The sequence below is a fragment of the Arthrobacter sp. S41 genome, from assembly GCF_004320535.1.
GTDB lineage: Bacteria > Actinomycetota > Actinomycetes > Actinomycetales > Micrococcaceae > Glutamicibacter.
Window position 1 is genome coordinate 195,209 of sequence record NZ_SIHY01000001.1, and the last position, 25,090, is coordinate 220,298.

A 25,090-nucleotide genomic window follows, 5' to 3' on the forward strand; every position below is an offset into this window, starting at 1 on the left:
ATTCTGCGGTGCTGTTCGTTTTCCACAAGCGAGGTGCATTTCACCGCAACTCTTGGCACATCGGCGCAACAGCTGCACTCAAGCGTGGTTAGGATGGAACTATGACTTTACGTGCTGACGGCCGAGGAGCCGCGCAACTTCGAGATATCACCATCACCCGCGGCTGGTCCGCTCAGGCCGAAGGTTCGGCTCTGATTGAATTCGGAAACACCCGAGTACTGTGTACCGCATCCTTCACCGAAGGTGTGCCACGCTGGCTCAAGGGCCAGGGCACCGGCTGGGTCACCGCCGAGTACGCAATGCTGCCACGCGCCACCAACACCCGTAACTCCCGCGAATCGGTCAAGGGAAAGCTGTCGGGACGTACCCACGAGATCTCCCGACTCATAGGCCGCTCCTTGCGCGCAGTAGTGGACACCAAGGCGCTGGGCGAAAACACCATCGTGCTTGACTGCGACGTACTGCAGGCCGACGGCGGAACCCGCACCGCGGCAATCACCGGCGCCTACGTGGCACTGGCGGAAGCACTGTCGTGGGCTCGTTCCCAGGGCATCGTGAAGGCTAACGCCCAGGTGCTCACCGACTCGGTCGCTGCCATCTCAGTAGGCATCATCGACGGCACCCCAATGTTGGACCTGCCTTACGAAGAAGACGTGCGTGCAGAAACCGACATGAACGTCGTAGTTACCGGAAGCGGTGATTTTGTTGAGGTTCAGGGTACTGCCGAAGGTGCACCGTTCAAGCGTTCCGAACTTGATGAGCTGTTGGATCTAGCTTTGAGCGGAACCAACGAGCTGGCTCAGATCCAGCGCGAAACTCTGAAGAACACCAAATGAGCAAGCCAGTTCTAGTCCTTGCTTCGCATAACCAAGGCAAACTGCGTGAACTACGCGAACTGCTGCGCGGACAAGTGCCCGGACTGGATGTTGATACTCAGGTCATTGACGCCGCAACTGCCGGCGCAAAAGATCCAGTAGAAGACCAAGTAACCTTCCAAGGCAATGCGCTAAAGAAGGCCCGCGAAATCTCTGCGTCTACCGGACTCATTGCGCTCGCCGATGATTCGGGTTTGAGCGTAGATGTGCTCGGCGGAGCTCCGGGAATCTTCTCGGCGCGTTGGTCCGGTGTCCACGGCAATGATGAAGCGAATATTGACCTGTTGCTTGCGCAGCTTGGCGATATAGCCGCAGAGCACCGTGGGGCACAGTTTGTCTGTGCCGCGGCGCTGGCCACCCCGGCCGGTGACGAGCACGTTGAGCTGGGTAAGGTTGAAGGTTCGCTACGCACCGAACGTGCTGGTGAACATGGCTTCGGTTATGACCCGATCTTTGAACCTGTGGGTGCTGGCAAGTCGATGGCACAGCACACGCCGGAAGAAAAGAACGCGATCTCGCACCGAGCACGTGCTTTTGCAGTCTTGCTCCCCGTGATTGTCGAGGCCGTTGACAAAGCCTTGAAGCAAGACTAAGTTCTTAGCGATTCTAAGCAGTCAGGCCAGCATCCCTGTACCGGGATGCTGGCCTGACTTTTGGGAAAAGTGATGCTTAGGAATCAGTAGCTGCTGAAGTTGATGCGCTTGGTGCGGCGTCATCCTCCTCAGATCTTGGAGCGGTTGATGGCTGCTGGGTCGTAGATGAAGAACTATCAGCCGAATCAGAGGTGAAGTGCGTGCGGATCGAATCTGCTTCGCTGGTCACCGTCGTTGAATCAACCAGATCACTGGCCTCGCTGGTCAGCAGGTCGGTCCACTTTTTAAGAATTTCTTCAGCGGTTCCCGAGGCGTAGAGCTTGTCGGAAAGCTCAGTTTTTGCTGACTCATACTGCGCCTTGAAATCTTCATCAGCCAAGAAGCGGGTTACCAGCGGGTTAGATTTTCCGCCCATCTTGCCGCCGCCCTGGCCGCCAGCTGCTTTGTTATCGCCAGTGTCCGTAGACGTGGAGTCAGTGGCCTTGGAGTCAGTGGTTTTGGAATCATCTGTTGAATTCTGATCTGGGGGAGTCATGTTCCCACCCGGTGCACCACCGTCACCGTTCATCTCTGGACGCTGGCCACCACCGCCTCCACCAAAGGTGAGCCCGTCCGGCATGTCGCCATCAACCAGATCCTTGAGAACATCAATGAGCTTGGTGCCGTCCTCAAGCTTCATCTGTTCAGGCAGTTCCATACCGTCAGGAACCGTGCCAGCAGCAATCTGCTTCTTGGCATCCGCTAGCTTGAGTCCATCAGGCAGCATGCTGGTCAACAATGAATCGGCGTCCATCTTTCCTGGACCGCCGCCGTTTCCACCCATTGCTCCGCCCATGCCACCTGGCATCGAACCGAAGGATAGGTTCTGGTCCCACGCCACGACGGTCATCTTCTTGGTTGCCGTGTCGTAGCGCAAGAACGAGTTATTGCCTGGGCCGTCAATGTCATCTGTGTTGGAGACCAGATCCTGCATGGCCAAGTAGGTGGCAAATTGGTCGGTGTCGAGATACTCGGAGAGCTTGCTGGCGAAGTCTTCATCTGAAGAGTTATTCACAAAGTCCAGGAACGTGGCGATGGGAGTTAGATCATCTTCACCTGCCTCAACTTCGAAGGCTGATTCGTAGTCGCTTGCTGAATCCCCTCGGTAGGAGTAGTCACCGTCAGCATCTGCCTTGTACGTGATGCCATCACCCTCAAAGGTTTCATCGCTGTAGAGCTCATCGGACGGGTTGTCGATCACCAAACGCAGTTCAGCGTCGGAACCATTGAGACTGAATCGTGTGGCCGCGGCGTGCTCGGTGGCAAGTCCTGCCTCGCCGAGCAAATCAAGGGCTACGGCCTCATTGAGTGAGGATTCACTGGAGTTGGTGCGAACAACAAATTCTGTTCGCCCTGAGTAGCTTTGGTTCTCTTCAAATTTGTCCAACCGCAAAACCCACGGAAGGGTGGCAGCATCCGATGATTCGTCAGCTCCACGCAACGTGGAGTTGCCCTTGAGCTTCATGCCGACATTCTTGAAGGTCTGACCATCAATGGTCACGTCGGCCGAGATCCAGTCCTTCGTTCCATCAGCTGCGTAAGCCTTGAGTGCTTTGGTAATGTCATCATGCTCCGCGGTCACACTGATCTCGTGCACCGAATCGGCATTAAAGAAGGCTGATGTTTCGGTACTGATATCCGTGTTGACCACGCTTTGCGCGGAGGCAGCATTGCTGCAACCGGCCAAGGCTAGGGCGCCAATGGACAATGAGGCAACGGCAGTTAAGACGCGTGGTGATTTCACGGAGAAACGACCTGGGGACTGCGCCCGATGTTTGGGTGAGTCAATCATGATGCTCCTAAGGATGCAGGGATACTGCGGTGGAAATTTTATGTGTGGTGGTGTTGTGCCAGCGGTTGGCTGGAAGATGCTTATGCAGCAGGCTCATACCGGTGGCAAACTTTGAGATCCGCGAAGGCCGGATTTGGCGGCTCCACAACAACTTGTCGGCAGGCCCAGCATTCATAGCTGATTTGGTTTCCACGATGATCTCGTTGCATTCAAGCTGGAAGCCTGACTTTGGATCCCGCCATACCAAGTTCTCGTCCACCGTCACCCGGCTATTGGTTTGTGGCAGATACAAGGTGGTACGGGTATAGGAAGAATCGATCACTGGTGTCAGTGCACTGGGAAGGATGGGACAGCTTCCTAGCTCGTGGTCCAAAGTCTCTTGAATGTAGTTCAGCGAATTCTCGCTCAGCGCGTCCCGAGCGATAAAGGGATGCTCGATGCGTTCTTTGACCGTTTGTGCACGGGCACCTTCGGTTTTGACTTCCAGATAGCACTGCTGCGTATCCATGTAGCTACGGGTGCGTATCTTAAAGCGACGTCGACGCGGGTGGGCGGCTAGATGGAAGCTGGCTAGGTCAGGGGTATCAAAGTAGACCGAGGTGTAGTCCGATGAGCGGCGTCCATCAATGGACAGGACCAGTGCTTGCTGGGCTAGGAGGGGAAGTACCTGTTCTGCCTGCTGCTCGGTCAATATGTATTTGCGGTCGGTGCGGGTTTGTAAAGCGGCGGCCTCGTTGAGCTGTTCAAGACTGATGTTTTCTAAACTGTCGGTGAAATTCATCGTGCCTGCTCCGAAATAACCTCATGGTTCTCAATCGAACGCGTCGAAGTTGAGGTTGGTAGGGCATCGTTGGCCTGTGAATAACGGACCTTGACGATGGTTTTGTCATTGACCAAGTCCAGCTGCTGAACAACGGCCTGGTGAATGGTTGCTCCGCCGAAGAGCAGGCTCAGGTGGGCAAACATCTCAGCATCGTTAGCGATGGCACGGTCCAGAATGACTTCTTGGTGTCGGTAGGTAGGCAGAACCTTGGAGTGATCGGCAATGAGCATGGCGATAAGGATGAGTGCGACCAAGGCCAGTGGCAGCCAGATGGGGGTTGGGCCCATGCCGGTGATCAGACCGATGGCCAGAGCTGAGAAGTAGTAGGCGATCTCGTGCTGTTCCAGCTCGGTTGAGCGTAGGCGGATGATCGAGAGAACTCCGAACAAACCCATGCCCAATCCGGCGCTTACGGTGCTTCCGGCCAGTGCAGTGGCGACGGCGAAAACACCGATGTTGATTCCGATGTAGGACACCGCCAAATCTCGGCGTCGGTGGCGACGAAGGTACAGGCCAAAGGTGAGGATCAGAATGGCAGCGATATCGACAGCGGCAAAGAGCAAGACGTTCATGAATTTCCTTGATGTTTTCGGAAGGGGGGCTGCAATAAGCATTGAATTCATTACTGTGTGATTCGTAGGACGACCACTTGTAGAACCTAAGGCACAGGTCAAAGGGAACTCTCGGACAAGAAAAATGGATTGTTTTACAGCAGTTAAAAGCGCGGAATGCTGAGGAATTTCAACGAAATTTTGGCTTTCGTATGCATTGATTATGAGAATGCCCAGAAAGGAAAAATGGGTCACGGCTTGCGCTCTACCAGAATGGGTTCTATGGTTAGTTGCATGAGTAACTAACCCACTAACTAACCTGGTGGGTTTGAGCACGGAGAGGGGCCAGCATGATCGATGATTCGAAACCGATTTTCATGCAGATCGCTGAGCTGATCGAGAACGACATCATCTCTGGTGTTCTAGCTGAAGAAGCGCAAGTTCCATCAACCAATGAGTTCGCGGCTTTCTACCGGATCAACCCAGCGACGGCTGCCAAAGGCATTAATCGATTGGTGGAAGACGGGCTGCTCTACAAGAAGCGGGGGATCGGCATGTTTGTCACGCAGGGCGCGCCACAGCGGTTACGCGAAAAGCGCCGCGAGAAATTCCAACAGCAATTCATCGCACCACTGACCGCCGAAGCATCCAAGCTCGGCATCGGCATCGAAGAACTGGTATCCATGATCAAGACCGGTTCAGCAGGCTAAAAACCATCACGAGGTAGGGAGGAACGGCATGACTCGATCAACAGCGATCGCCACCCGCGAGCTGAGCAAGACGTATAAAGACGTACGCGCCCTGGACAATGTGACTCTGGATTTGGAACCTAACCGGATCTACGGGCTGCTCGGCCGCAACGGCGCAGGCAAGACCACACTGATGTCCATCCTAACCGGACAGAACTACCCTGATCAGGGCACGGCGCACATCTTCGGGCACGAACCATTCGAGCATGACCTGATCCTTTCGCGCATCTGCTTCATTCGCGAATCGCAAAAGTACCCCGACGATTTCAAAGTCCATCAAGCTTTCAAAGCCGCGGCGATGTTCTTCGAGAACTGGGACGAGCAACTTGCTCAAGATCTCGTTGAGGCCTTCGCCTTGCCTACCAAGCGCCGGATCAAGAAGCTATCCCGCGGTCAGCTCTCCGCTGTCGGCGTCATCATCGGCATGGCTTCTCGCGCCGAGATCACCTTCTTTGATGAACCGTATCTGGGCTTGGATGCCGTGGCACGGCAGATCTTCTACGACCGCCTGGTTGAAGATTTTGCCGAGTATCCGCGGACCATCGTGCTTTCCAGCCACTTGATCGATGAGGTGGCGAACCTGCTTGAACACGTCATCGTGATCGACAAGGGCCGGATCGTAGTGGACAGTGACGCTGAAGAGCTGCGTGGGGCCGCTGTTACCGTAACCGGCGATGCGAAGAGGGTCCAAGAATTCATTGGGGCGGCCGACGTACTGCACCGTGATTCACTGGGCGCGCTGGCCAGCGTGACCATCAAGGCCAAGCTCAGCGCGGACCAACGCGAACAAGCAAAGCTCATGGGGTTGGATTTGAGCCCAGTCTCACTGCAGCAGCTGGTGGTTCGCAGTGCGTTGAGCACCAACGAAGGAACTGATGAAAGAACGGAGGCACGAGCATGAACCGCATCATGAAAGTTGCGCGCATGCAGCTGATCAATAAAGCCACCTTTATCGGTATTCCGCTGATGATCCTGATCAGTGCGTTCCTCTTTACTGTGGCTATTTGGTGGTTGGTTCGCCGAAGCGGAGGGGACGGCGTGCTGTATGGCGGCGGAGCTCAGGCACCCATGTGGTACTTCCTGGCGCTTGGTATTCAAGCGCTGACGATGACATTCCCATTCTCCATGGCGATGAGCATCTCGCGACGTACCTTCTACTTGGGTACCCTAATGCTGTTCTCGGTCTGTGCCCTAGTACTCTCGGTCTTCTACTACCTCATGGGTTTGGTGGAAACCGCTACCGGCGGGTGGGGACTTGACGGACGATTCTTCGCACTGCAATGGATTGCCGACAATAACGGGTTCATCCAGATCATGTTCTACTTCGTGCTAATGGTCCTGCTGTTCATGGTTGGGTTCTTTATCGCAACCATCTACATGCGCTGGCGCCATGCCGGCATGGTGGTCTTCTTTACTCTGTTGGGATTGCTGATCCTGGGCATTATCGCTTTGTTCACTTTCACGAGCTTCTGGGATCAGTTCTGGAGCTGGGCGTTGACTTGGACTGCCGGGTCTGTCAGCCTGTGGGGTGCGCTCGCAGCTGTACTGATGGCTGCTGGTTCATATCTCACCTTGCGCAAAGCCACCGCCTGATTGCTGTAATAGAACGGGTACATCAATTGCAATGCCCTCGCCACTGGCGGGGGCATTGCTCTGTCTGGCTAAGAGACTCTTGTTACTCTTTGAAGACTTCGACAATGCCGCCGCTATCGCGTAGGAGAACCGCCATGAGTATCCAAGGAACGGGGACGCGAGATCATTTGGATGTCTTGGAATTACGGCGCTCTTTCGGGATCAGCACCACTGAATTATGGCGGTACCTCGTTGACTCGGACTATCTAGATCAGTGGTTTGGAACCTGGCAGGGGGAGCCCGCGAACCGGCGGGTACAGGTCACGCTCAGTGCCGAAGAAGGCTCACCCACAGAGTCGGTGGAGATTGTTGATTGCGACCAGCGCGCCTTGCATTTGGAAGTTCGCACGGGCGAGGGCAACGAAATCTGGCTGCTGGAACTGCACATCGAATCTCGGGACGAGGGGAGCGAATTGGTCTTCCGGATGCCCGGACTTGATCCGCAGATGGCCTCCTCGGTGGGACCTGGATGGGAATTTTATCTGGACCGACTGGTCGCTGCCGTGAGTGGAAAAGACGCTGTCCTTGTGGTGTTTGAACCTAACTACTATCCGGGACTGAGCGAATACTATAAGACGCTGTTCAACTCATAAACCACGCACCACTCCAATGTGAGATGCCCTGCCTTGGTAGAACCTCCCAGTTTTCGGGCCATGGGTAATACACGCACGTCAGCACTGACATGCAAGGAAAACGCCGGCCGGGTCGATGCAACCTGGCAGATTCCCTTCGAACCTAGCCGAGGTCTTGAATGCCGAGTCTTGAGCTAAGGAGAGTAAGCTATTGGGCGTGGCATTGGACTTCACAGCAGTAGATTTTGAGACAGCAAACGGTTTTATCGGCTCCGCCTGTTCGGTGGGTCTGGTCAAAGTCCGTTCCGGGCAGATCGTTGAAACCAAACAGTGGCTCATGAAGCCGCCTGTGGGCTTTGACCACTTTGACCCGCGCAACGTATCGATTCATCACATCACCCCAGACATGGTGGTTGATGCTCCGCGCGTTACCGAGCTACTGCCAGCGCTACTGGACTTCATCGGGCCTGACGTACTGGTCGCCCACAATTCCTCCTTTGATTCAGGTGTCATCCGTGCTGCGTCTGAAGCCAGTGGGATCCGCGTACCGGAAATCGCTCACCTCTGCACGGTGAAACTTTCGCGTAAGGCCTACGACCTACCGAGTTACTCACTGCCCTTCGTCGCTGAAGAAGCAGGGCACCCCATCGAGAATCACCACGAGGCGCTCGCCGACTCCGTAGCGTGTGCCTGGGCAATGATCGATATCGCCGAACGCGCAGGCTTTGAGTCACTGCTAGAGACCGCTGACCACTACGGTGTTCGCCTCGGACTGACCTCGGCCTGGCTGCCAGGCGACGAATACTCGCGGGCAACCCGCGACGCTCAAGGCTGGCTGGCATCGGGTCATCCCTTGCCTCCCCAAGATGCGTTTAATAATTGGCCGCAAGAAGGTCCTAACCCGACGCCAAACCACGACGCTGACCCAAGTCATCCATTGTTCGGGCAGATCATGGTGTTCACCGGCAACTTGGCATTGCCCCGTTCACAAGCCAAAGAATTGGCTGCGGAGAACGGTGCGCAAACTGCTTCGCGGGTAACCCGTGCCACCACGGCACTGGTGGTTGGTGACGGTTTTGTTCCTGAGGATCTTGCCAACGGCAGATTGACCAACAAGGCAAAACACGTACTGCGCCTGCGCGAAAATGGTCAGAAAGTTTCGATTATTTCCGAAGGCGAATTTATGCAAATGGTTGGCGGCTTCGGACTGACCGTCTAGTTCGCAACCCGTCAAATAATTTCAGCATTAACGAACTGAAGGCCGGCTCAATGAGCCGGCCTTCAGTTCGTCATGGTTCAGTGCAATGGCTAAGCGACTAGATCCATCCAACGATCGTGCAATTCAGAAATTATGTCATCCAACGCGCTGGCCGGACGATCTCCGACAGCTTCGGTTCCATAGATCGCAGCCAGCAAAGCTACGGCGTAAGCGTCAACCTCTGGATCCCGAACTTCTGGATCGGCAATGATCGACTCCGGAGCTGCCGAGACATCAGATTCCTCGGATTCTTCAACAGCATTCTCACCAAAGTAAGCGTCGTAGGCTGCTGATGGGGACAGGCTAATGTTCTCGCGGATCTTGGTGACCACTTCACGAAGGGCATCAGCCGACGGTCCTTCAAGGCCTTCGAGCAGTGACTCCCACTCGCCAGCGGACTCTTCGCTGCGCTCGATCGCGGTGCGAAGAATCTTCGCCGCGGCAACAGCGCTTTTTGCTGCTTGAACGTCGTGGGTTAGGAAGGCAGCGGAACGAGCCAAGGACTCGGTGGTGCCCACAGGAACGCGAGCCAACAACGCGGTAATGGCTGCACGAGGCAACACACCCGTGGAGTCAGCACCCGGCGTAGTTGGGCGGCCTGGATGGCCCATTTCTACGCTGTTTAGCCCAGCAATGTTCTTCGGGTCTCCGTCGGCGATCTTCTCGAAGATCTCGACCTTAGGGAATTCCTTATCAATCCAGCGGCTCAGGGGTTCCGGAGCGCCGGCCGGGAAGGACCCGGTAAGTTTTTTGTAGCCGCGAAGTGCAGCCAGCCACATACAGGCGGCTTCATCGCTAGCAACACCGTCACGAGCCCACTCCAACGCTTCTAGCAGGCCATCGGCCATGTAGAGCGGAAGGATTTCGGTGGCTCCGGGATCGATGTCGTCACGGGCGTGGGTTGCGCCGTCGGCTAGGCCGAGCAAGATCGCAAACACCTTGTCTGAGTAGTTCTCTGGCAGGACTGCAGATTCACCGGTTTCATTCACACCTCTATTCTAATGTCCAAGTTGTCCCTGTTATTGCATATGGTTGGAAACATGCGATTGCTTCACACTTCAGACTGGCATTTGGGACGGACCTTTCACGGTGCCTCCTTGCTCGAAGCGCAACGAACCGTGTTGCAAGAGATTATTAACATCACCATCAATCAGCAGGTTGAGGTGGTGCTGATCTCAGGTGACATTTATGATCGTGCTCTTCCGCATGTGGATGCCGTCCAGCTGTGCAACTGGGTTTTGCGAGAACTACGCGCCACAGGTGCCACCATCGTGATTACCAGCGGAAACCACGACTCAGCGTCTCGTCTAGGATTTGGTGCTGACCTTTTGGACAGCGCTGGGGTGCACATCATTGCGGATCTTGACCGCATGCTCATTCCGGTAGTTCGTGAAGCTGAAGACCACCAGGTTCTGATTTATGGGATCCCATATTTGGAACCACGAATGGTCATGGAGCGTTTGGGTGTCACCAAGGCCAGCCATGAAGCAGTGGTTCGCGCGGCCATTGGAACCATCGATGAGCATCTGAAGACGAGGACTGGCATCGACAAACCGGTTGTATCAATCGCCATGGCTCATCTATTTGCCGCGGGAGGAATCGGAAGCGACTCAGAACGCGAACTCAGCACCGGCAACCTTGATGTGGTACCGGTCGAGCTATTTGAGCATTTCAACTATGCCGCGCTCGGGCACCTCCACGGGCGACAGAAAGTCCGTGAGCATGTCCGCTACTCGGGCTCACCCTTGGCTTATTCATTCTCTGAAGTGAATCAAACCAAAGGTGTGTGGCTTATCGACACCAATGCTCAAGGCATTGAATCAATCCAAGAAATCTTGCTGACCGTGCCGAAAAAGTTAGCGGTGCTCAAAGGCAAACTGGCAGATCTGCTCAGTGATCCTGCTCTTGAATTCGCCACCACCGCCTGGTGTCAGGTCACGCTCACTGATTCGCAACGGCCAGCGGATGCCATGACAGTAATCCGCGAACGCTTCCCGGATACCGTGGTGCTGAACTTTGCGCCGGAGGGTGCAGATGACAAAGAAAAGCCGTCAAGCTATGCAGAACGAATGGCCAAGGCGGCCAGTACCGAAGAAGTAGTCAGCGACTTCATGGAGCATGTGCGTGAACGTTCTGTAGATGAACCAGAACGTGAAGTCATCACTTCGGTCATCCGTGCCACCCGAGAATCGCAGGTTAGCCAGTGAGAATCCATAAACTTCAAATTCAGGCGTTTGGTCCCTTCGCAGGCAGTGAAGAGATTAACTTTGATGAACTAGCTGACGGGGGACTCTTCCTCCTTGATGGCCCCACCGGAGCTGGTAAATCAAGTATCTTGGACGCAATTTGTTATGCGCTCTACGGTTCGCTGCCCGGTAGCCGAACTGGAAGCCGACAAATCCGTTCAGACCACGCAGCGTCAGACTTGGCGCCGGAAATTGTTTGTGAACTGACCATTGGTGATCGCCGATTTGAAGTCACTCGATCACCGGCATGGATGCGCCCGTCAAAGCGTGGCAAGAACAAGACAACTGAACAGAAGGCATCTAGCCTGCTGCGCGAGTTCACCGGTAGCGGGTGGAAGGAACTGTCGACGCGTAACGATGAAGTTGGCCATGTCTTGGGCAGTCTCATGGGACTGGACCGTGAGCAATTCACCAAAGTGGTCATGCTCCCGCAAGGTGGTTTTGCAGATTTCTTACGTGCCAAGGCCAAGGACCGCGAAGACCTATTGGCCAACCTATTCGACACGAGCGATTACGCGCGGATTGAAGAAGAGTTTGCCGCCAGGCTGGCCGAAGAACGCAAAAACACGGAGACCATTGAGGCACGTCTAAGCGCCAGCGAAGAATCCATTGCCGCTGAAGCCGCCGCGTTCTTAGCTGGTAGGGAAGTTCCGACGAACTCCGAAGAGCAAGATGATGCGGCGCTACTAAGTGTCGATGACCGCTTTGCTGATTTTCACCGCCGCATCGATGTCTTGCGAGCGCAGGCGGATGAAGAAGCGCAAAAGCTGCGGGTACAAAAGACGCGAACTGCTCAGGACGCTAAGAAGTTAGAAGAGCAACAAAGAGTATTTGCGCGACTGGGCGAACTGCGCGCAACACAGACTCGTTATGCCCAACAGCATGAAGGCGCAACGATCGCAGCCAGCAAATTGGAACATGACGTCAAGGCAGTCTCGGTGCAGGCCTACCTGGCGCAGGTCAAAACTGCACAGACGACCAAGCACGAGAGCACCTTGTCGTGGGAAAAACATCAGTTGTGGCTAAACACTGCGCTTGAACTAGATTGCGGATCTGATATTCAAGCCCTCGAAGATCTTCGAGAGCGCGCGCTGGTGGCAGCCGAAGAACACGCCGTGGCCAAATCTGCTGTCGAAGAAGAACAGAAGCGCACGTTGCTGGCGGCTCAAGTCGGCAAAGCAGAACAGCTGGCAACAGAGCATAAGCAGACCCGGGACAAAGCTCAGGCTGAAGTAGCTCAGCTGAAAACTGAACGAGAAAAGCTGGAGGCCGAAGACCTGGACCAAGTGGCCGCGGGTGAAAATTTACAACAAGTCAAAGAGCGCCAGCAGCTGCTCGTAACCCAAATTGGGCATGCGACGGTCCGTGATGATTTAGAGAAAAAGGTTCTTTCAGCCCGCGAAAAGGCCAGTGCACAAGAACTGAAGATTGTTGACACCGAAAAAAGCTTGTTAGCTCTGCGCACAGAGCAACTAAACCAAAGCGCATTGCGACTGGCCGCGGCGTTGGAAGATGGGCAACCTTGCTTGGTCTGCGGTTCGGCAGAACATCCGGCACCGGCACAGGCTGATGCCGATGCTGCGCTGATTGATGATGAACAAATCTTGGAATTTGAAGCCGCCGTGGCAAGTGCTCGTTCCCAAGGACAAAAGACCGCACAAAGCCGAGACATGCTCCTAGCAAAATTGGAGACGGCTCAGCAGGCTGCCGGCGAAAACACCGTGGAGCAGCTACGTCTTGACCTTGGGGAAACACAAAAGACGCTGGAGCAAGCTACAAAGCGCCAGACTGAAGTGGCTGCACGAGTGAAAAAACTGGAGCAGGTACGCCAACGCGTCGAACAGCTAACGGCCCGCGTTGCGCAGGTGACGCTGGAGCACGCCACCGCTGTGCAAAACGCCCAATCGCTGGCGGAGCAGCTGAAGCAGTTGGACGCCAAGCTGACAGAACTACGCCAAGGTAAAGATAATCTCGCAGCCTTGGTCGCAGAACTTTCGCAACAATCCAATGGACTGTCTGGAGCCGTGCAGTCTTTACAGCTGCTTCATGACGCAGTCGCGGCTTTAAATAAAGCCGAAGCCACGTGGAATACACAACGAACTGGTGCAGGTTTTGCCACTCTGGCTGACTTTGAGGCCGCCTTGCTTGATGCACCAGAGCGTGAACAGCTGCGACAGATCCAGCAAACCGACGCGGATCTAGCCAGTGCCATTGCCACTCTCGAACAGTCTGAAGATTGCCGCAAAGCACTGGAACTTGAGACTGACGGTCTCCGAGCACCTGATGAAGAGCAGATCCTAGAAGCCGCCCAATTGGCCCGCGCCGCGGAGGAGCAATTTGAAGTGGCCCGCGAACGTGTTGTTCTAGCGCAAACCAGACTGGAACGCCACAACGAGTCGGTCGGTCAACTTGAGAAGTTGCGCGCGGATGCCGGACCGGTCATCGAGTCCTATCGGCGGTTGCGGTCCCTAGCTGAGGTCATTCGAGGTGGAGGCGAGAATCTGTACAAGATGACCTTGAGTACCTATGTGCTGGCCGCCCGTTTAGAAGAAGTGGCCATCGCGGCAACTGAACGTCTTGATGCCATGAGTGGTGGGCGGTATTCACTGCACCACGACGACTCCAAGCAAGGCAATTCAAAATCTGGTCTTGGATTGCGTGTCCTAGATTCATGGACCGGCAAATATCGCGAAACCCAGACCCTATCCGGCGGTGAAACCTTTATGGCTTCACTGGCGCTGGCCCTCGGGCTGGCCGACGTGATTTCCCACCATTCTGGAGCGGTGGATATGCAAACGCTCTTTGTTGATGAAGGTTTCGGTTCCCTCGATGCCGAAACGTTGGAAGAAGTCATGCAGGCCTTGGAAAATCTGCGAGCTGGTGGGCGGACCATCGGTCTGGTTTCGCATGTGGCAGAGATGAAGCAGCGCATTACTAATCGCGTCTCGGTGCTCAAGACTCAGCACGGTTCAACGATCCAACGTGAGGGGTTGCTTACCCTTAGTCTCTAGAACTGGACTTGTTCCGCCCGGCTAGCTATCTTGAAGGTAGTGCCATTAGGCATGCTTGGGAAATTTTGTACGTCGGGGGGCGCGGGACGACGTACGCTTCGTTATGGAGTTTTGTTGACTCAATATGCGTTGTCCAAAGGAAACCGTGAGGATTCAGCGATGAAATCCGGTTACTCTGCACTCGTTCCCCTGGTAGGAGCACCGTTCCTACCGCTAACATTTTTTGCTCGCCTTCCTCTGGCGATGCTTACCATCGGGTCCATGACCCTGGTGACAGCCACCACCGGCACGTATGCCTTGGGCGGTCTTGCTGCTGCCATGGTTGGTTTAGGCTCTGCCGTTGGCGGGCCTAGCGTTGGTTACCTTGCTGACCGTTTTGGTCAGCGTCCCATCTTGGTGGCCGTCTCTCTGATCCATAGTGTTTTGCTGGTCTTGCTTACCCTCCTTGGCGCCAGCGGACCAGAACTGTCTGTGCCGTTGCTGGTTCTTATGTGTCTCATTACCGGAGCAACGGGACCTCAGGTTGGCCCGATGTCTCGTGTTCGGTGGATTGCCATGACCCGCCAGCAGCAGAAAAATCCCAAAGTGCTTTCGGCTGCACTAAGCCTTGAATCCATGTTTGATGAATTGGGCTTTGTGTTCGGTCCGGTGGCAGTCGGCTTGCTGGCTTCGCTGGTTGATCCTGTGCTGCCGTTGTACTTAGCCGCCATTCTGACGCTAGTGCTGGTTCCAATTTTCGCCACGCACCGCACCGGAAATGTAGTGAAGCCGGTAGCTGGCGCGAAGAGTGCACCAAAGGTGTCAATTACTCGAGCTCAAGTTGCTGCCATCAGTGCGCTGGTCCTGGGCATGATCGCACTGGGAACTGTTTTTGGTTCCTCTGCCGCCGGCACCTTGGCCTTTGCCGGGGAACAGGGAAACTCGAACCAGGGTGGCCTGCTCTATGGTGCCATGGGATTGTCCAGTGCCATCGCAGCCATTTCTGTTGCCGCCTGGCCACAGTACTTTAGGCAGATCAACCGTTGGGTTCTCTGCGGTGCTTTGCTGACTATTTTGAGCTTCGGTCTTCACCTGGCCTCAAGCACACCATGGATGGTCGTGGCGTTGTTTGTTGCTGGCTTTGCCGTAGGACCGGTAATTGTCACGGTCATGACTCTGGGTGGGGAAGTTGCTCCGGCTGCCCGACTATCTACGGTGATGACTATGCTCTCCGCCGGCATTGTTGTTGGCACGGCCATCGGCAACGGCTTGGCCGGTGTCTTTGCTGATTCGCTGGGCTACCTCGGAGCGTTCTGGGTATCCAGCGGCGGTGCTGCCGTTATTTTCCTCGCGGCCCTGGCAATGAAGATTATCGTTGCCAAAGCTCCGTCGCTCTCGCGGGTGCGCTAGTTCCATTAGAAACTGAACAGGCGACCTCGCAGTGAATCGTGAAACACGATTCATCGCGGGGTCGCCTTTTGCCGTTGTGCCGATGATTAGGCAGAAAGCTTGTCGGCAATGCGTTGTGCTGCCAGTTTGAGTTCCTCGATGATTGGTTCGAAGCTATCAACAGTGCTGCTAGCAAAAACTACAGCCAAGGCGGCAGGGGTCTGACCAGGCTGGGCAATCGGGACAGCGATGGAAGTTACGCCTTGGATAACTTCATCCTCACTGGTGGCGTAGCCGTCGAGGCGTGCCTGAACCGCCGCGTCGCGGTAGTCCACGGTGCTTTCCAGCGAGTCCCATTGCTCTTTGCTGTAATGCGATTGAATTGCGATGCCTGCAGCGCCTACATCCATGCCGTGCACCGATCCGGGACGGTGGACAATAGCGCGCTGCGAATTTAGGGGTGCAACGGATTGCAAGGTGGTGCACAAGTCGTACTCCCAGACGGCAACAAATGCTGTCATAGACAGTTCATTGGCCAACGTGGTGAGTTCTACTGTGGAGATCGCTTGAAGGTCATGTTGTACCGAACGGGCAAGTACGGCAAGACCCGAAGCAGAACGGATATGCCCTGCGTCATCACGGTTGAGCAGGTGATGCTGTTCTAGAGTCCGGATGATTCGGTATGCAATGGAACGGTGCACTTCAAGCTTTTCGGCAATCTCCGCGATAGACAGATGCACCGGCGAATTGGCGACGATTTCTAGGACGCGGATTCCGCGGGAAAGCGTCTGAGAGGTAGGCATGAAACTTCAATCTGGCACACGGCATTTTCCAATGCCTCCACGCGCCTTCGCTGTGAGCCTTGCGACTGCTGAATAGTTGCTCTTATTCGAAATTTTAGTCGTTCTCTATTAGAACACCGAATTCTTTTCGAGCGCGGTCTATAGCTCTGCATTCAGAGTTTGGGCAAGAAACCTGCGATTGTTGTGATCTGCTTCACTCTGTGTTTATGATTGAGAGCATCATAAACCGTCCGAACGGTCGGTAAAGTAAGCTTCAAGGGGCGCCCATGTCATCCACAGTCACTCGCACCCAGGAAGAGCGTCGCGTTCTCGCCGGCACTCTCGTGGGAACCACCATTGAGTGGTATGACTTTTTCATCTTTGCACAACTCACCGCAACACTTCTGACCCCGCTATTCCTCGCACCGCTCGGTGCATCAAATCCTGGACTAGCTCAGATTCTTTCCTTCGCAATGATCGGAATCTCGTTCTTCTTCCGCCCACTGGGTGCGGTGGTAGCAGGTCATTTGGGGGACCGCTACGGACGCAAGAGAATTCTTGTCCTCACCCTGATTCTTATGGGTGTGGCCACCGCATTGATTGGCTTGCTGCCAACCTATGCATCCATTGGCATTGCAGCACCAATCCTCTTGGTGCTTCTTCGCGTTATTCAGGGATTCTCGGCCGGCGGTGAATGGGGCGGTGCGGCTTTGATGGCCGTGGAGCACGCTCCCAAGAATCGTCGCGGATACTTCGGTTCCTTCCCGCAGATCGGTGTGCCAATTGGCATGATCTTGGCTACCGGTTTGCTCTACATTCTTCGAATTTCCATGTCTCCCGAAGCCTTCGGGGCTTGGGGCTGGCGCATCCCATTCCTACTCTCGGTCGTACTTGTTCTTGTGGGCTACGTGATCCGCCGAGCTGTGGAAGAATCCCCAGTGTTTAAGCAGCTGGCCCTACGCAAAGCTGCCGAGCACACGCCGCTTCGCGAGCTGATGGCAAAAAACACCAAGCAGGTAATCCAGGCCGCGCTGATCTTTATTTCCAACAATGCCGCTGGATATTTGGTGATCGCGTTCTTCATTTCCTACACCACTGCAGTGCTCAAAATGCCAGTGGCGCCGGTGCTCTTGGCAACCACTATCGGTTCGGTTGGCTGGCTGATCTTCACCTTGGTTGGCGGTTGGCTCTCCGACGTGATCGGACGCCGAGCAACCTTCGTGATTGGCTACGGTCTGGTGTTTGTTTGGATGATTCCAATGTTCATGCTCGTTGATACGGGAAATATCGTGCTGTACACGGTAGCAATCTTCGTTCTAACCGTCGGATTGGGACTGTCCTACGGACCTCAGTCGGCCATGTACGCCGAAATGTTCCCTGCACATGTGCGTTACTCAGGCATCTCGATTGGCTACGCACTCGGCGCTATTCTTGGCGGCGCTTTTGCTGCCACCGTGGCGCAGATTTTGCTCGAAACGACCAAGTCATCCATCTCCATCGCTATCTACATTATGGTTCTGACGGTCATCTCGGTCGGTGCCGTATTGTGGGCCGGCGAGACGCGTGGCCGAAACCTGAATGTGGAAGAGGTTGAGGGAACTTCCGCTGATCTGGAAGGCGCGCTCTAGAAGACACTGAACGACAAACTGCCCGGGTAGCGGCTGGATCTCATTCCAGTTGTTACTCGGGCAGTTTTTTGTACTATCGACTTCAGAAGAATTACTTACCGTAGCTCCAGGTACGAACAAGCTAAGAAGTAGGCTGCGGCTTCATGGTTGAGGAGCGTACAACCAGACGGTGCTCCAGTTCATGAGCTGCCGCCGGCTCCTGACCGCGAATGGCCCGAAGCAACATCGCGACAGCAAGATTTCCCTGTTCATGTGGACGCTGCTCGACGGTAGTTAGACCAAACATCTCAGCGAGGTCATGGTTATCCACGCCAATCACTGATAGATCATGGGGGACCTGCAACCCCAGATCACGGGCCGCGAGTATGGCACCGATGGCCATTTCATCACTGGCGGCTAACACTGCCGTCGGGCGAGCAGCCGGGCTGCCGAGCAATTGTTTGGCAATCGTGTAGGCGTGCGGCATGGTGAAGTCTGCACCAACACACAAAGAATCGTCTACGGGAATTCCAGCATCTTTCAGTGCGCTTTCATAACCGGTGCGTCTATGGCTGGGGACCCTGAAGTCAACGTCGGTTTCTTCATTGCCACCAATAAATCCAATACGTTCATGGCCTAAAGCAATTAGATGCTGAGTGGCCAATGCGGAGATACCTTCATCATCAACATGCAAAGTCGGAACACCGGGAAGCGGTCCACCGACTCCAACCAAAGGCTTATCCAAGGCGTGTAGCGCCTGGACTTCTTCAGTATCCAATTCAACGTTGACCGCGATCACCGCATCCACACGCTGACGGAGTAGGAAGTCCGAGAAGATCTTTTCGCGTTGTGCCCGGTCTTTGGTCAGCTGATACAGCGTGGTGTCATAACCTTCGTTCATCAGTGAGCTGGTAATGCCTTCCAGCACGCTGGCGTAGAACCAGTGATTGATGACCGGAACTAAGACTCCGATATTTCGGGTGCGTCCTGAGGCGAGGCCAGACGCCGAGGACGAAACTACATATCCCAGTTCCGCGGCAGCATGTTGCACTGCCTCTTGCGCGGAGGACGAGACGGAGCCGCGTCCCGATAAGGCGCGAGAGACGGTCGCGATAGAGACTCCGGCCGCTTCAGCGACATCTTTAATCCCTGCCACGATAAGTCCTTCCTAAGTGTTTGTGGCCGCGGTGGTGATGAAGATGAAATATCTCCAGACCGCGGCCACTTTTCAACAGTACCGGTGCTCTCAATAGAACAAGCACCATGTGACCTTACTAAGGCAGCAAGAACCAGATGGTGGTTTCCGCAGGGATGCTCCCGTTCTCCGCATCCGTTGCAGGCTGACTGCGCACTAGTTCTTGCGCGCCATTTGCCAGCTGCCCAAGATCCAACGGTGACTGACCGAAGTTGGCTATCGCCAGGATCTTGCCGTTGGTAAATGCCAACAGATCTGGCTGTTCATCGGTGACCCAGGTCAGCTGACCCGCACCTAGGTTGTGCGTCTTGCGTAGCTCCAGTAGCTTTCGGTACAGGCTCAGCGTGGAATCGGGATCATCACGTTGGACCGAGCGAGCGAAAGACGCCCACTGGGCAGGCTGAGGCAACCAGCTTTCGCCGTTGTCGCTAAACCCGAACGAGGCTCCCTCGGCTTCCCATGGCAAAGGAACTCGACAACCATCACGGCCGTAGCGTTCCTTGTTGGTGCGGAACCAAGTCGGGTCCTGGCGTGCTTCGTCGGGCAGATCGATTGCTTCCGGAAGACCTAACTCCTCACCCTGATAAAGGTAGGCGCCACCGGGTAGGGCAAGCATGAGCGCGGTTGAAGAACGTGCACGGCGCAGGCCGACCGCAGGATCCGGAAGGTTAGGGGTTTTTGGACCGATGCCTTCACCCTGAGGATTTTCGTCCGTTAGTGCCAAGCGGGTGGCATGACGGACCACGTCATGGTTGGACAATACCCAGGTGCTTGGTGCTCCGACCGCGCCAAATTCTTTCAGCGACTCATCGACGGTTTCGCGGATCTGCTGCGCGTCGTAGTCGCAAGACAGGTACGGGAAGTTGAATGCCTGATGCATCTCATCTGGGCGAACCCACTTGGCCATCAGCGAGAGTGGATTAACCCAAGCTTCTGCACACAAGACACGCTCACCGTCATATTCATCGATGACCTTGCGCCAGTCGCGGTAGATCTCGTGAACACCATCCTGACCCCACCATGGTGCAAGTTCTTCGGTGCCGCCCATGGAAGCTGCCATCGGATTCGGGGTGAAGTCCGGTAGGCCCTCAGCCTTGATTAACCCGTGAGCCACATCAACGCGGAAGCCATCGGTGCCACGATCTAACCAGAAGCGAAGGACATCGCGGAACATAGCCCGAACTTCCTCATTCTTCCAATTAAAGTCGGGCTGCGAAGAATCAAAAACGTGGAGGTAGGACTGGCCTACACTTCCGTCTGGGTTAGTGGTGGCGTTCCACATAGGTCCACCAAAGACCGATTCCCAGTTATTTGGAAGGCCCGTTTCCGGGGCGTCCTGGAACATAAAGCGATCTCGCTCGGGGGAGCCGGGAGCTGCCGCAAGGGCTTCTTGGAACCATGGGTGCTGATCAGAGCAGTGGTTAGGAACAAGGTCAACAATGACCTTCAAGCCTAACGAATGCGCCTTCGCCACCATTGCGTCATAGTCCTGAAGGGTACCGAATAACGGGTCTACATCGCAGTAGTTGGAGACGTCGTAGCCGGCGTCCTTCTGCGGAGACGAGAAGAAAGGTGAGAGCCAGATGGCGTCAACAGAAAGTTCTGCGATGCTTTCTAGCCGTTGCGTAATGCCCTTTAGGTCGCCCATGCCATCCGAATTGGAATCAGCAAAGGAGCGAGGGTAAATCTGATAGATCACCGAGGAGCGCCACCACTGCGCATCTTTGGATTCAGCGAGGTTTTCAACGTCGGTACGTGTTTGAGTCATGACGGTAACGATAATAGATGACGACTTGATTGTAAACGCTTGCATTCTTGCTTTTCATGAATAACGTCCGCTGAGCGCCAGTATCTGTCTACTTTGCCTAAGAATCGGATTTTTTATCTTTTGTCTTGCCAAGTCTCGTGATCTGTGCCACTCTGGAAACGCTTACAAATTATGCGCACTCGCATTTTTAGACTTCACCGGCGGCTCTGCGGAAAACCGTAACGTCACCGGCCCATCGGACAAAGTTGTCACGAAAGGACATTCCATGAAGGTGAACAAACACCCTTGGCTACTTGGCGGAGCATTGACTGCAATTGCAGCTCTATCACTGACTGCTTGCGGCGGGTCCGGTTCAACAACCCAACCATCCTCTAGCCCTGCTGCCGCAGAATCCTCACCAGCTGCCGCCTCCGGTGGATCGCTAACCGTTTGGGTTGACGCAAACCGTCAGCCAGTGCTCAAAGAAGCAGCCGCCGACTTCGAGAAGCAGTCCGGCGTCAAAGTGAAATTGGTCGTCAAGGACTTCTCCAAGATCCAGGAAGACTTCCTGCGTCAGGTTCCTACCGGCAAGGGCCCCGACATCACCATCGGCGCCCACGACTGGTTGGGCAACCTGGTCAACAACGGTGTAGTTCAGCCAGTTGAGCTGGGGGACAAGGCTGGTGACTTCCAAGAAGTTTCCGTCGACGCCATGAGCTACGAAGGCAAGAGCTACGGCGTGCCATATGCCACCGAAAACTTGGCCCTACTGCGCAACGCAGACCTGGTCAAGGAAGCCCCAAAAACCTTTGACGACATGATCGCTGCTGGCAAAAAGGCAGACACCAAGTTCCCATTCCTGGTGCAGGTCACCGAAGTGGGCGACCCATTCCACGCCTACCCATTCCAGACTTCGTTTGGCGCTCCAGTCTTCGGAACCGATGACACCGGTGCGTACGACCCGAAGGACCTGCAGATTGGTAACGAGGGTGGCGTTGAATTCGCCAAGTGGCTGGCAGAGCAGGGTGAGGCTGGAACTCTAAAGACCAGCATCGACGCTGACATTGCCAAGGAAAAGTTCGCCTCGGGCGACTCACCATTCCTCTTGACTGGTCCATGGAACGTGGAAGCGGCCGAAAAGGGAAAGATCAACCTAGCTATTGATCCAATCCCAAGTGCCGGTGGAGAAGAAGCGCAGCCATTTGTTGCCGTTCAGGGCTTCTTCGTCTCATCGAAGACCGAAAACTTGCTGGCAGCTACTGAGTTCCTGACCAACTACATCGGTACCGAAGAAGTTCAGACCGAGCTGTACGAAGTTGGCAACCGTCCACCTGCAAATAAGGCAGCATTCGAAGCCGCCAAGTCTGACAAGACGATCGCCGCCTTCGGCGAAGTAGGCGCCAACGGTGTTCCAATGCCAAACGTTCCAGAGATGGCAGCGGTATGGGAATACTGGGGTGTTGCTGAAGCTGAAATCATCACTGGCAAGGCCGACCCAACCAAGCGTTGGAAGAAGATGACCGAAGATATCGAAAAGGCCATCAACAAGTAGGCTCGCCTGCTCAAAGTAGTACCGATAACGCTGGAGCCGGAACGGCCATCGCCGCCGGCTCCGGCGTCTATCTCCGGCCAGCACTGAACGAATTTTAATGACAGGCACATCTGGAAGATGACTATGACAGCCCCTGAGGCACCACCGAACAGTACTGAGGATCCCAAGCGTAAGCTGTCCCCAGCTGCACAACGCTTCGCTCATGCATCAAGCACGAGCCTAGGCTCAACGCTAATCAAGATCATTTTGGTCGCACTTGTTGATGCGACGGCGCTCTTTGCAATTTTCACTGCTATCGGCCGTGAAGCATGGTTGATTGCCTCAGTCATCGCAGTGATCACTGTGGTGATCAATGTTGTCTACTTCAAAAAGGGTTGGCTTCCTGCAAAGTACTTGCTTCCGGGCACCATCTTCTTGCTTATCTTCCAAGTTTTTGTCATTGGTTATACCGGCTATATTGCGTTCACCAACTACGGCTCCGGGCACAACTCGGATAAAGCCGACGCGGTGTCTTCACTCTTGCAGTCCAACCAGGAACGCGTTGCTGGATCACCTGGCTACCCTGTCACGATGTACAACGGTGCTGACGGTCTGGCCATGGTTATCGAACGTGACGGCCAACAGCTACTAGGCGACGTGGACGACGCCTTTGCACCGGTTGATCCGGCCAGCCTAGAAAACTACACACAGCTAAAATTCGCTGATCTTTTGGGCCGCCAAGAGGAAGTGACCTCACTGAAGGTCGCACTGAGCGATGATCCAGCTGAAGGCACCCTGCGCACCAGCGACGGACGAACCGCCTACCAGTACACCTCATCACTGAGCTACGACAGCAATGCTGACACGATGACGGATCAGAAAACGGGCACCGTCTACAAAGACACTGGCGTGGGCGCGTTCACCGCAGAGGACGGTTCGCAGCTGATGCCGGGCTGGTCCATCAATGTGGGCTTTGATAACTTCACCCGTGCCTTCACCGACTCATCCATTCGTGGCGCGCTCTTCTCGGTGACCGTATGGACCTTCGCCTTTGCGTTCCTTTCGGTAGCCTCCACCTTCTTCTTGGGACTTTTCCTGGCTATCGTCTTCAACGACATGCGAATGAGGGGGCGCAAGATTTACCGCGTCATCTCAATTCTTCCCTACGCATTCCCTGCCTTCTTGGGCGGTCTGGTCTGGGCAGGCATGTTGAACAAGGACTTTGGCTTTGTAAACCAAGTTCTCTTTGGCGGAGCGGAAATTCCATGGCTCACCGACCCCTGGCTCGCAAAGTTCGCAGTGCTCTGGGTTAACCTGTGGCTCGGCTTCCCATACATGTTCTTGGTCTGTACCGGCGCATTGCAGTCCATCCCGCAGGAGTTATCAGAAGCTGCCACCATTGACGGTGCCAAGCCTTTGCAGATCTTCCGTCTGATCAAGTTGCCATTGTTGCTGGTCTCAGTTGCTCCGTTGTTGATCAGCTCATTTGCCTTCAACTTCAATAACTTCAACATCATCTACATGCTCACCGAAGGTGGTCCGCGTTTGGAAGACGCAGGGCTGAACGTCGGCGCAACAGACATCTTGATTTCATTGGTTTATAAGGTTGCCTTCGTCGGATCCCAACGTGATTATGGTTTGGCCAGTGCGTTCTCCATCATCATCTTCGTGATCGTTGCCATCATCTCAATTATCAGTTTCAAGCAGACCAAGGCACTGGAGGAGCTGAACTAATGAGCGCCGACATGACATCAACACCAACTTTCCGTTCCATCCCGAAGCCCGCTCGGCGAACCTTTGGCAAGTGGTTCGCCACCACCGGATGGCGGCACCTGATTGGTGTGGCCCTGTGCATCTATGCGGCATTCCCACTGCTGTACGTACTATCCGCATCGCTGAATCCCGAGGGAACCTTGCTCTCCTCCAACGGATTCTTCAGCACCATCGGGCTACAGAGCTACATTGATCTCTTCCACAACGAGCAGCGACCCTATGCAGCCTGGTTCGCCAACACGCTGTTCATCGGGCTAACCACGGCGGTAGCTTCGGTCTTCCTCGGAGCACTAGCTGCCTACAGCTTCTCGCGTATGCGCTTCACCGGCCGGCGAGTAGGTCTGGTTAGTTTGCTCGTTGTGCAGATCTTCCCGCAGCTGCTGGCTGTAGTGGCAATCTTTATTCTGCTGACCTCCCTGGGCGATGTGTTCCCGGCCTTGGGAATTGATAACCAGATCGCGTTGATCATGGTTTATCTTGGCGGTGCCTTGGGTGTGAATACTTACCTGATGTACGGCTTCTTCAACACCGTTCCGGTGGAAATTGATGAAGCAGCCAAGATTGACGGTGCGAGCCATGCGCGCATTTTCTTCACGATGATTCTTCGCCTGGTTGCCCCGATTCTCGCCGTGGTGGGGCTGTTGTCCTTCATCTCTAGCACCAGCGACTTTGTTCTGGCCTCTGTCGTTCTGGTTTCTCCAGAAAAGCAGACTCTGGCCGTGGGGCTCTACTCCTATGTGTCTGAAGAATTCACTTCCAACTGGTCGGTCTTTGCCGCCGGTGCAGTGCTTGCAGCGTTGCCGGTCATGGCATTGTTCCTGTTCTTGCAGAAGTACATTGTCGGGGGATTGACTGCCGGCGCTGGCAAATAAAGCAGGATTAGACGCTAATAACTATTGACGATGCGGGGCACGCCACTGGCGTTGCCCCGCATTATTGCGCTCTA

21 protein-coding genes are annotated in these 25,090 nt (G+C 54.9%); 14 read left to right on the forward strand and 7 right to left on the reverse strand.

Going from position 1 to position 25,090, the window contains the following annotated elements; all coding sequences use genetic code 11:
• Nucleotides 1-101 precede the first annotated feature (101 nt).
• Nucleotides 102-836, forward strand: a complete 735-nt coding sequence (gene rph / locus EYR88_RS01015) for a ribonuclease PH (RefSeq protein ID WP_131087891.1) — start codon at nucleotides 102-104, stop codon at nucleotides 834-836.
• On the forward strand, nucleotides 833-1,468 hold the full coding sequence (gene rdgB, locus EYR88_RS01020; RefSeq protein ID WP_131087892.1) for an RdgB/HAM1 family non-canonical purine NTP pyrophosphatase: 636 nt from the start codon (nucleotides 833-835) through the stop codon (nucleotides 1,466-1,468). The genes rph and rdgB overlap by 4 nt, the downstream gene beginning before the upstream one ends.
• A 76-nt stretch (nucleotides 1,469-1,544) precedes the next feature.
• On the opposite strand, the gene EYR88_RS01025 is transcribed toward rdgB, so the two are convergent.
• From EYR88_RS01025 to EYR88_RS01035, 3 genes are read right to left on the reverse strand one after another with little or no spacing between them, the layout of a single operon-like run.
• Entirely contained in the window at nucleotides 1,545-3,299 is a 1,755-nt protein-coding gene (locus EYR88_RS01025; protein WP_131087893.1) for a CotH kinase family protein, read from the reverse strand.
• A gap of 7 nt (nucleotides 3,300-3,306) precedes the next feature.
• Nucleotides 3,307-4,080 (reverse strand): polyphosphate polymerase domain-containing protein, encoded by a 774-nt coding sequence (locus tag EYR88_RS01030; protein WP_131087894.1) that lies wholly within the window; start codon nucleotides 4,078-4,080, stop codon nucleotides 3,307-3,309.
• Nucleotides 4,077-4,694 (reverse strand): DUF4956 domain-containing protein, encoded by a 618-nt coding sequence (locus EYR88_RS01035; RefSeq protein ID WP_131087895.1) that lies wholly within the window; start codon nucleotides 4,692-4,694, stop codon nucleotides 4,077-4,079. The genes EYR88_RS01030 and EYR88_RS01035 overlap by 4 nt, the downstream gene beginning before the upstream one ends.
• Before the next feature lie 329 nt (nucleotides 4,695-5,023).
• On the opposite strand from EYR88_RS01035, the gene EYR88_RS01040 reads away from it, so the two are divergent.
• From EYR88_RS01040 to EYR88_RS01060, 5 genes are all read left to right on the forward strand, one after another.
• Complete coding sequence (locus EYR88_RS01040; RefSeq protein WP_131087896.1) at nucleotides 5,024-5,383, forward strand: GntR family transcriptional regulator; 360 nt, start codon at nucleotides 5,024-5,026, stop codon at nucleotides 5,381-5,383.
• A 28-nt stretch (nucleotides 5,384-5,411) separates the two neighbouring features.
• Nucleotides 5,412-6,323, forward strand: coding sequence for an ABC transporter ATP-binding protein (locus EYR88_RS01045; protein WP_131087897.1), 912 nt, complete (start codon nucleotides 5,412-5,414; stop codon nucleotides 6,321-6,323).
• Nucleotides 6,320-7,015: a hypothetical protein gene (locus EYR88_RS01050; RefSeq protein ID WP_131087898.1), complete on the forward strand. Its 696-nt coding sequence runs from the start codon at nucleotides 6,320-6,322 to the stop codon at nucleotides 7,013-7,015. The genes EYR88_RS01045 and EYR88_RS01050 overlap by 4 nt, the downstream gene beginning before the upstream one ends.
• A 134-nt stretch (nucleotides 7,016-7,149) precedes the next feature.
• Nucleotides 7,150-7,647 (forward strand): SRPBCC domain-containing protein, encoded by a 498-nt coding sequence (locus tag EYR88_RS01055; protein WP_131087899.1) that lies wholly within the window; start codon nucleotides 7,150-7,152, stop codon nucleotides 7,645-7,647.
• A 196-nt stretch (nucleotides 7,648-7,843) separates the two neighbouring features.
• Entirely contained in the window at nucleotides 7,844-8,845 is a 1,002-nt protein-coding gene (locus tag EYR88_RS01060; RefSeq protein ID WP_131087900.1) for an exonuclease domain-containing protein, read from the forward strand.
• Between the two features lie 89 nt (nucleotides 8,846-8,934).
• Here the strand turns inward: EYR88_RS01060 and EYR88_RS01065 are convergent, their stop codons facing one another.
• A complete protein-coding gene (locus tag EYR88_RS01065; protein ID WP_131087901.1) occupies nucleotides 8,935-9,873 on the reverse strand; it encodes a hypothetical protein in 939 nt (312 codons plus the stop codon).
• A gap of 51 nt (nucleotides 9,874-9,924) precedes the next feature.
• Between EYR88_RS01065 and EYR88_RS01070 the strand changes: the two genes are divergently transcribed.
• The 3 genes from EYR88_RS01070 (at nucleotide 9,925) to EYR88_RS01080 (ending at nucleotide 15,530) form a co-directional block, all read left to right on the forward strand.
• Nucleotides 9,925-11,091 carry an exonuclease SbcCD subunit D gene (locus EYR88_RS01070; protein WP_131087902.1) on the forward strand — a complete coding sequence of 389 codons (1,167 nt, stop codon included), beginning with the start codon at nucleotides 9,925-9,927 and terminating at the stop codon, nucleotides 11,089-11,091.
• The gene (locus EYR88_RS01075; RefSeq protein ID WP_131087903.1) at nucleotides 11,088-14,141 is read left to right on the forward strand and encodes an SMC family ATPase; all 3,054 of its coding nucleotides are present in this window, start codon (nucleotides 11,088-11,090) and stop codon (nucleotides 14,139-14,141) included. Before EYR88_RS01070 ends, EYR88_RS01075 begins: the two co-directional genes overlap by 4 nt.
• A 159-nt stretch (nucleotides 14,142-14,300) precedes the next feature.
• Nucleotides 14,301-15,530: an MFS transporter gene (locus EYR88_RS01080; RefSeq protein ID WP_347559250.1), complete on the forward strand. Its 1,230-nt coding sequence runs from the start codon at nucleotides 14,301-14,303 to the stop codon at nucleotides 15,528-15,530.
• Nucleotides 15,531-15,616: 86 nt separating this feature from the next.
• On the opposite strand, the gene EYR88_RS01085 is transcribed toward EYR88_RS01080, so the two are convergent.
• A complete protein-coding gene (locus EYR88_RS01085) occupies nucleotides 15,617-16,312 on the reverse strand; it encodes a helix-turn-helix domain-containing protein (protein WP_131087905.1) in 696 nt (231 codons plus the stop codon).
• Between the two features lie 266 nt (nucleotides 16,313-16,578).
• On the opposite strand from EYR88_RS01085, the gene EYR88_RS01090 reads away from it, so the two are divergent.
• Complete coding sequence (locus tag EYR88_RS01090; protein WP_131087906.1) at nucleotides 16,579-17,919, forward strand: MFS transporter; 1,341 nt, start codon at nucleotides 16,579-16,581, stop codon at nucleotides 17,917-17,919.
• A gap of 121 nt (nucleotides 17,920-18,040) precedes the next feature.
• Here the strand turns inward: EYR88_RS01090 and EYR88_RS01095 are convergent, their stop codons facing one another.
• Together EYR88_RS01095 and EYR88_RS01100 are read right to left on the reverse strand one after the other, a co-directional pair.
• Nucleotides 18,041-19,054 carry a LacI family DNA-binding transcriptional regulator gene (locus EYR88_RS01095; protein ID WP_131087907.1) on the reverse strand — a complete coding sequence of 338 codons (1,014 nt, stop codon included), beginning with the start codon at nucleotides 19,052-19,054 and terminating at the stop codon, nucleotides 18,041-18,043.
• Nucleotides 19,055-19,172: 118 nt separating this feature from the next.
• The gene (locus tag EYR88_RS01100) at nucleotides 19,173-20,861 is read right to left on the reverse strand and encodes an alpha-amylase family glycosyl hydrolase (RefSeq protein ID WP_131087908.1); all 1,689 of its coding nucleotides are present in this window, start codon (nucleotides 20,859-20,861) and stop codon (nucleotides 19,173-19,175) included.
• Nucleotides 20,862-21,126: 265 nt separating this feature from the next.
• Between EYR88_RS01100 and EYR88_RS01105 the strand changes: the two genes are divergently transcribed.
• From EYR88_RS01105 to EYR88_RS01115, 3 genes are all read left to right on the forward strand, one after another.
• The gene (locus tag EYR88_RS01105) at nucleotides 21,127-22,392 is read left to right on the forward strand and encodes a maltose ABC transporter substrate-binding protein (protein WP_131087909.1); all 1,266 of its coding nucleotides are present in this window, start codon (nucleotides 21,127-21,129) and stop codon (nucleotides 22,390-22,392) included.
• 123 nt (nucleotides 22,393-22,515) lie between these two features.
• Entirely contained in the window at nucleotides 22,516-24,105 is a 1,590-nt protein-coding gene (locus tag EYR88_RS01110; protein WP_131087910.1) for an ABC transporter permease subunit, read from the forward strand.
• Nucleotides 24,105-25,016 carry a sugar ABC transporter permease gene (locus EYR88_RS01115; protein WP_242632423.1) on the forward strand — a complete coding sequence of 304 codons (912 nt, stop codon included), beginning with the start codon at nucleotides 24,105-24,107 and terminating at the stop codon, nucleotides 25,014-25,016. The genes EYR88_RS01110 and EYR88_RS01115 overlap by 1 nt, the downstream gene beginning before the upstream one ends.
• Nucleotides 25,017-25,090 lie beyond the last annotated feature (74 nt).

Excerpts from the sequence above, each read along its gene's own strand:
- EYR88_RS01110 (WP_131087910.1), top strand. The coding sequence starts at position 22,516 with ATGACAGCCCCTGAGGCACCACCGAACAGTACTGAGGATCCCAAGCGT.
- EYR88_RS01105 (WP_131087909.1), top strand. The coding sequence starts at position 21,127 with ATGAAGGTGAACAAACACCCTTGGCTACTTGGCGGAGCATTGACTGCA.
- EYR88_RS01045 (WP_131087897.1), top strand. The coding sequence starts at position 5,412 with ATGACTCGATCAACAGCGATCGCCACCCGCGAGCTGAGCAAGACGTAT.
- rph (WP_131087891.1), top strand. The coding sequence starts at position 102 with ATGACTTTACGTGCTGACGGCCGAGGAGCCGCGCAACTTCGAGATATC.
- EYR88_RS01040 (WP_131087896.1), top strand. The coding sequence starts at position 5,024 with ATGATCGATGATTCGAAACCGATTTTCATGCAGATCGCTGAGCTGATC.
- EYR88_RS01055 (WP_131087899.1), top strand. The coding sequence starts at position 7,150 with ATGAGTATCCAAGGAACGGGGACGCGAGATCATTTGGATGTCTTGGAA.
- rdgB (WP_131087892.1), top strand. The coding sequence starts at position 833 with ATGAGCAAGCCAGTTCTAGTCCTTGCTTCGCATAACCAAGGCAAACTG.
- EYR88_RS01085 (WP_131087905.1), bottom strand. The coding sequence starts at position 16,312 with ATGCCTACCTCTCAGACGCTTTCCCGCGGAATCCGCGTCCTAGAAATC.
- EYR88_RS01070 (WP_131087902.1), top strand. The coding sequence starts at position 9,925 with ATGCGATTGCTTCACACTTCAGACTGGCATTTGGGACGGACCTTTCAC.
- EYR88_RS01050 (WP_131087898.1), top strand. The coding sequence starts at position 6,320 with ATGAACCGCATCATGAAAGTTGCGCGCATGCAGCTGATCAATAAAGCC.
- EYR88_RS01090 (WP_131087906.1), top strand. The coding sequence starts at position 16,579 with ATGTCATCCACAGTCACTCGCACCCAGGAAGAGCGTCGCGTTCTCGCC.
- EYR88_RS01080 (WP_347559250.1), top strand. The coding sequence starts at position 14,301 with ATGAAATCCGGTTACTCTGCACTCGTTCCCCTGGTAGGAGCACCGTTC.
- EYR88_RS01100 (WP_131087908.1), bottom strand. The coding sequence starts at position 20,861 with ATGACTCAAACACGTACCGACGTTGAAAACCTCGCTGAATCCAAAGAT.
- EYR88_RS01115 (WP_242632423.1), top strand. The coding sequence starts at position 24,105 with ATGAGCGCCGACATGACATCAACACCAACTTTCCGTTCCATCCCGAAG.
- EYR88_RS01030 (WP_131087894.1), bottom strand. The coding sequence starts at position 4,080 with ATGAATTTCACCGACAGTTTAGAAAACATCAGTCTTGAACAGCTCAAC.
- EYR88_RS01035 (WP_131087895.1), bottom strand. The coding sequence starts at position 4,694 with ATGAACGTCTTGCTCTTTGCCGCTGTCGATATCGCTGCCATTCTGATC.
- EYR88_RS01025 (WP_131087893.1), bottom strand. The coding sequence starts at position 3,299 with ATGATTGACTCACCCAAACATCGGGCGCAGTCCCCAGGTCGTTTCTCC.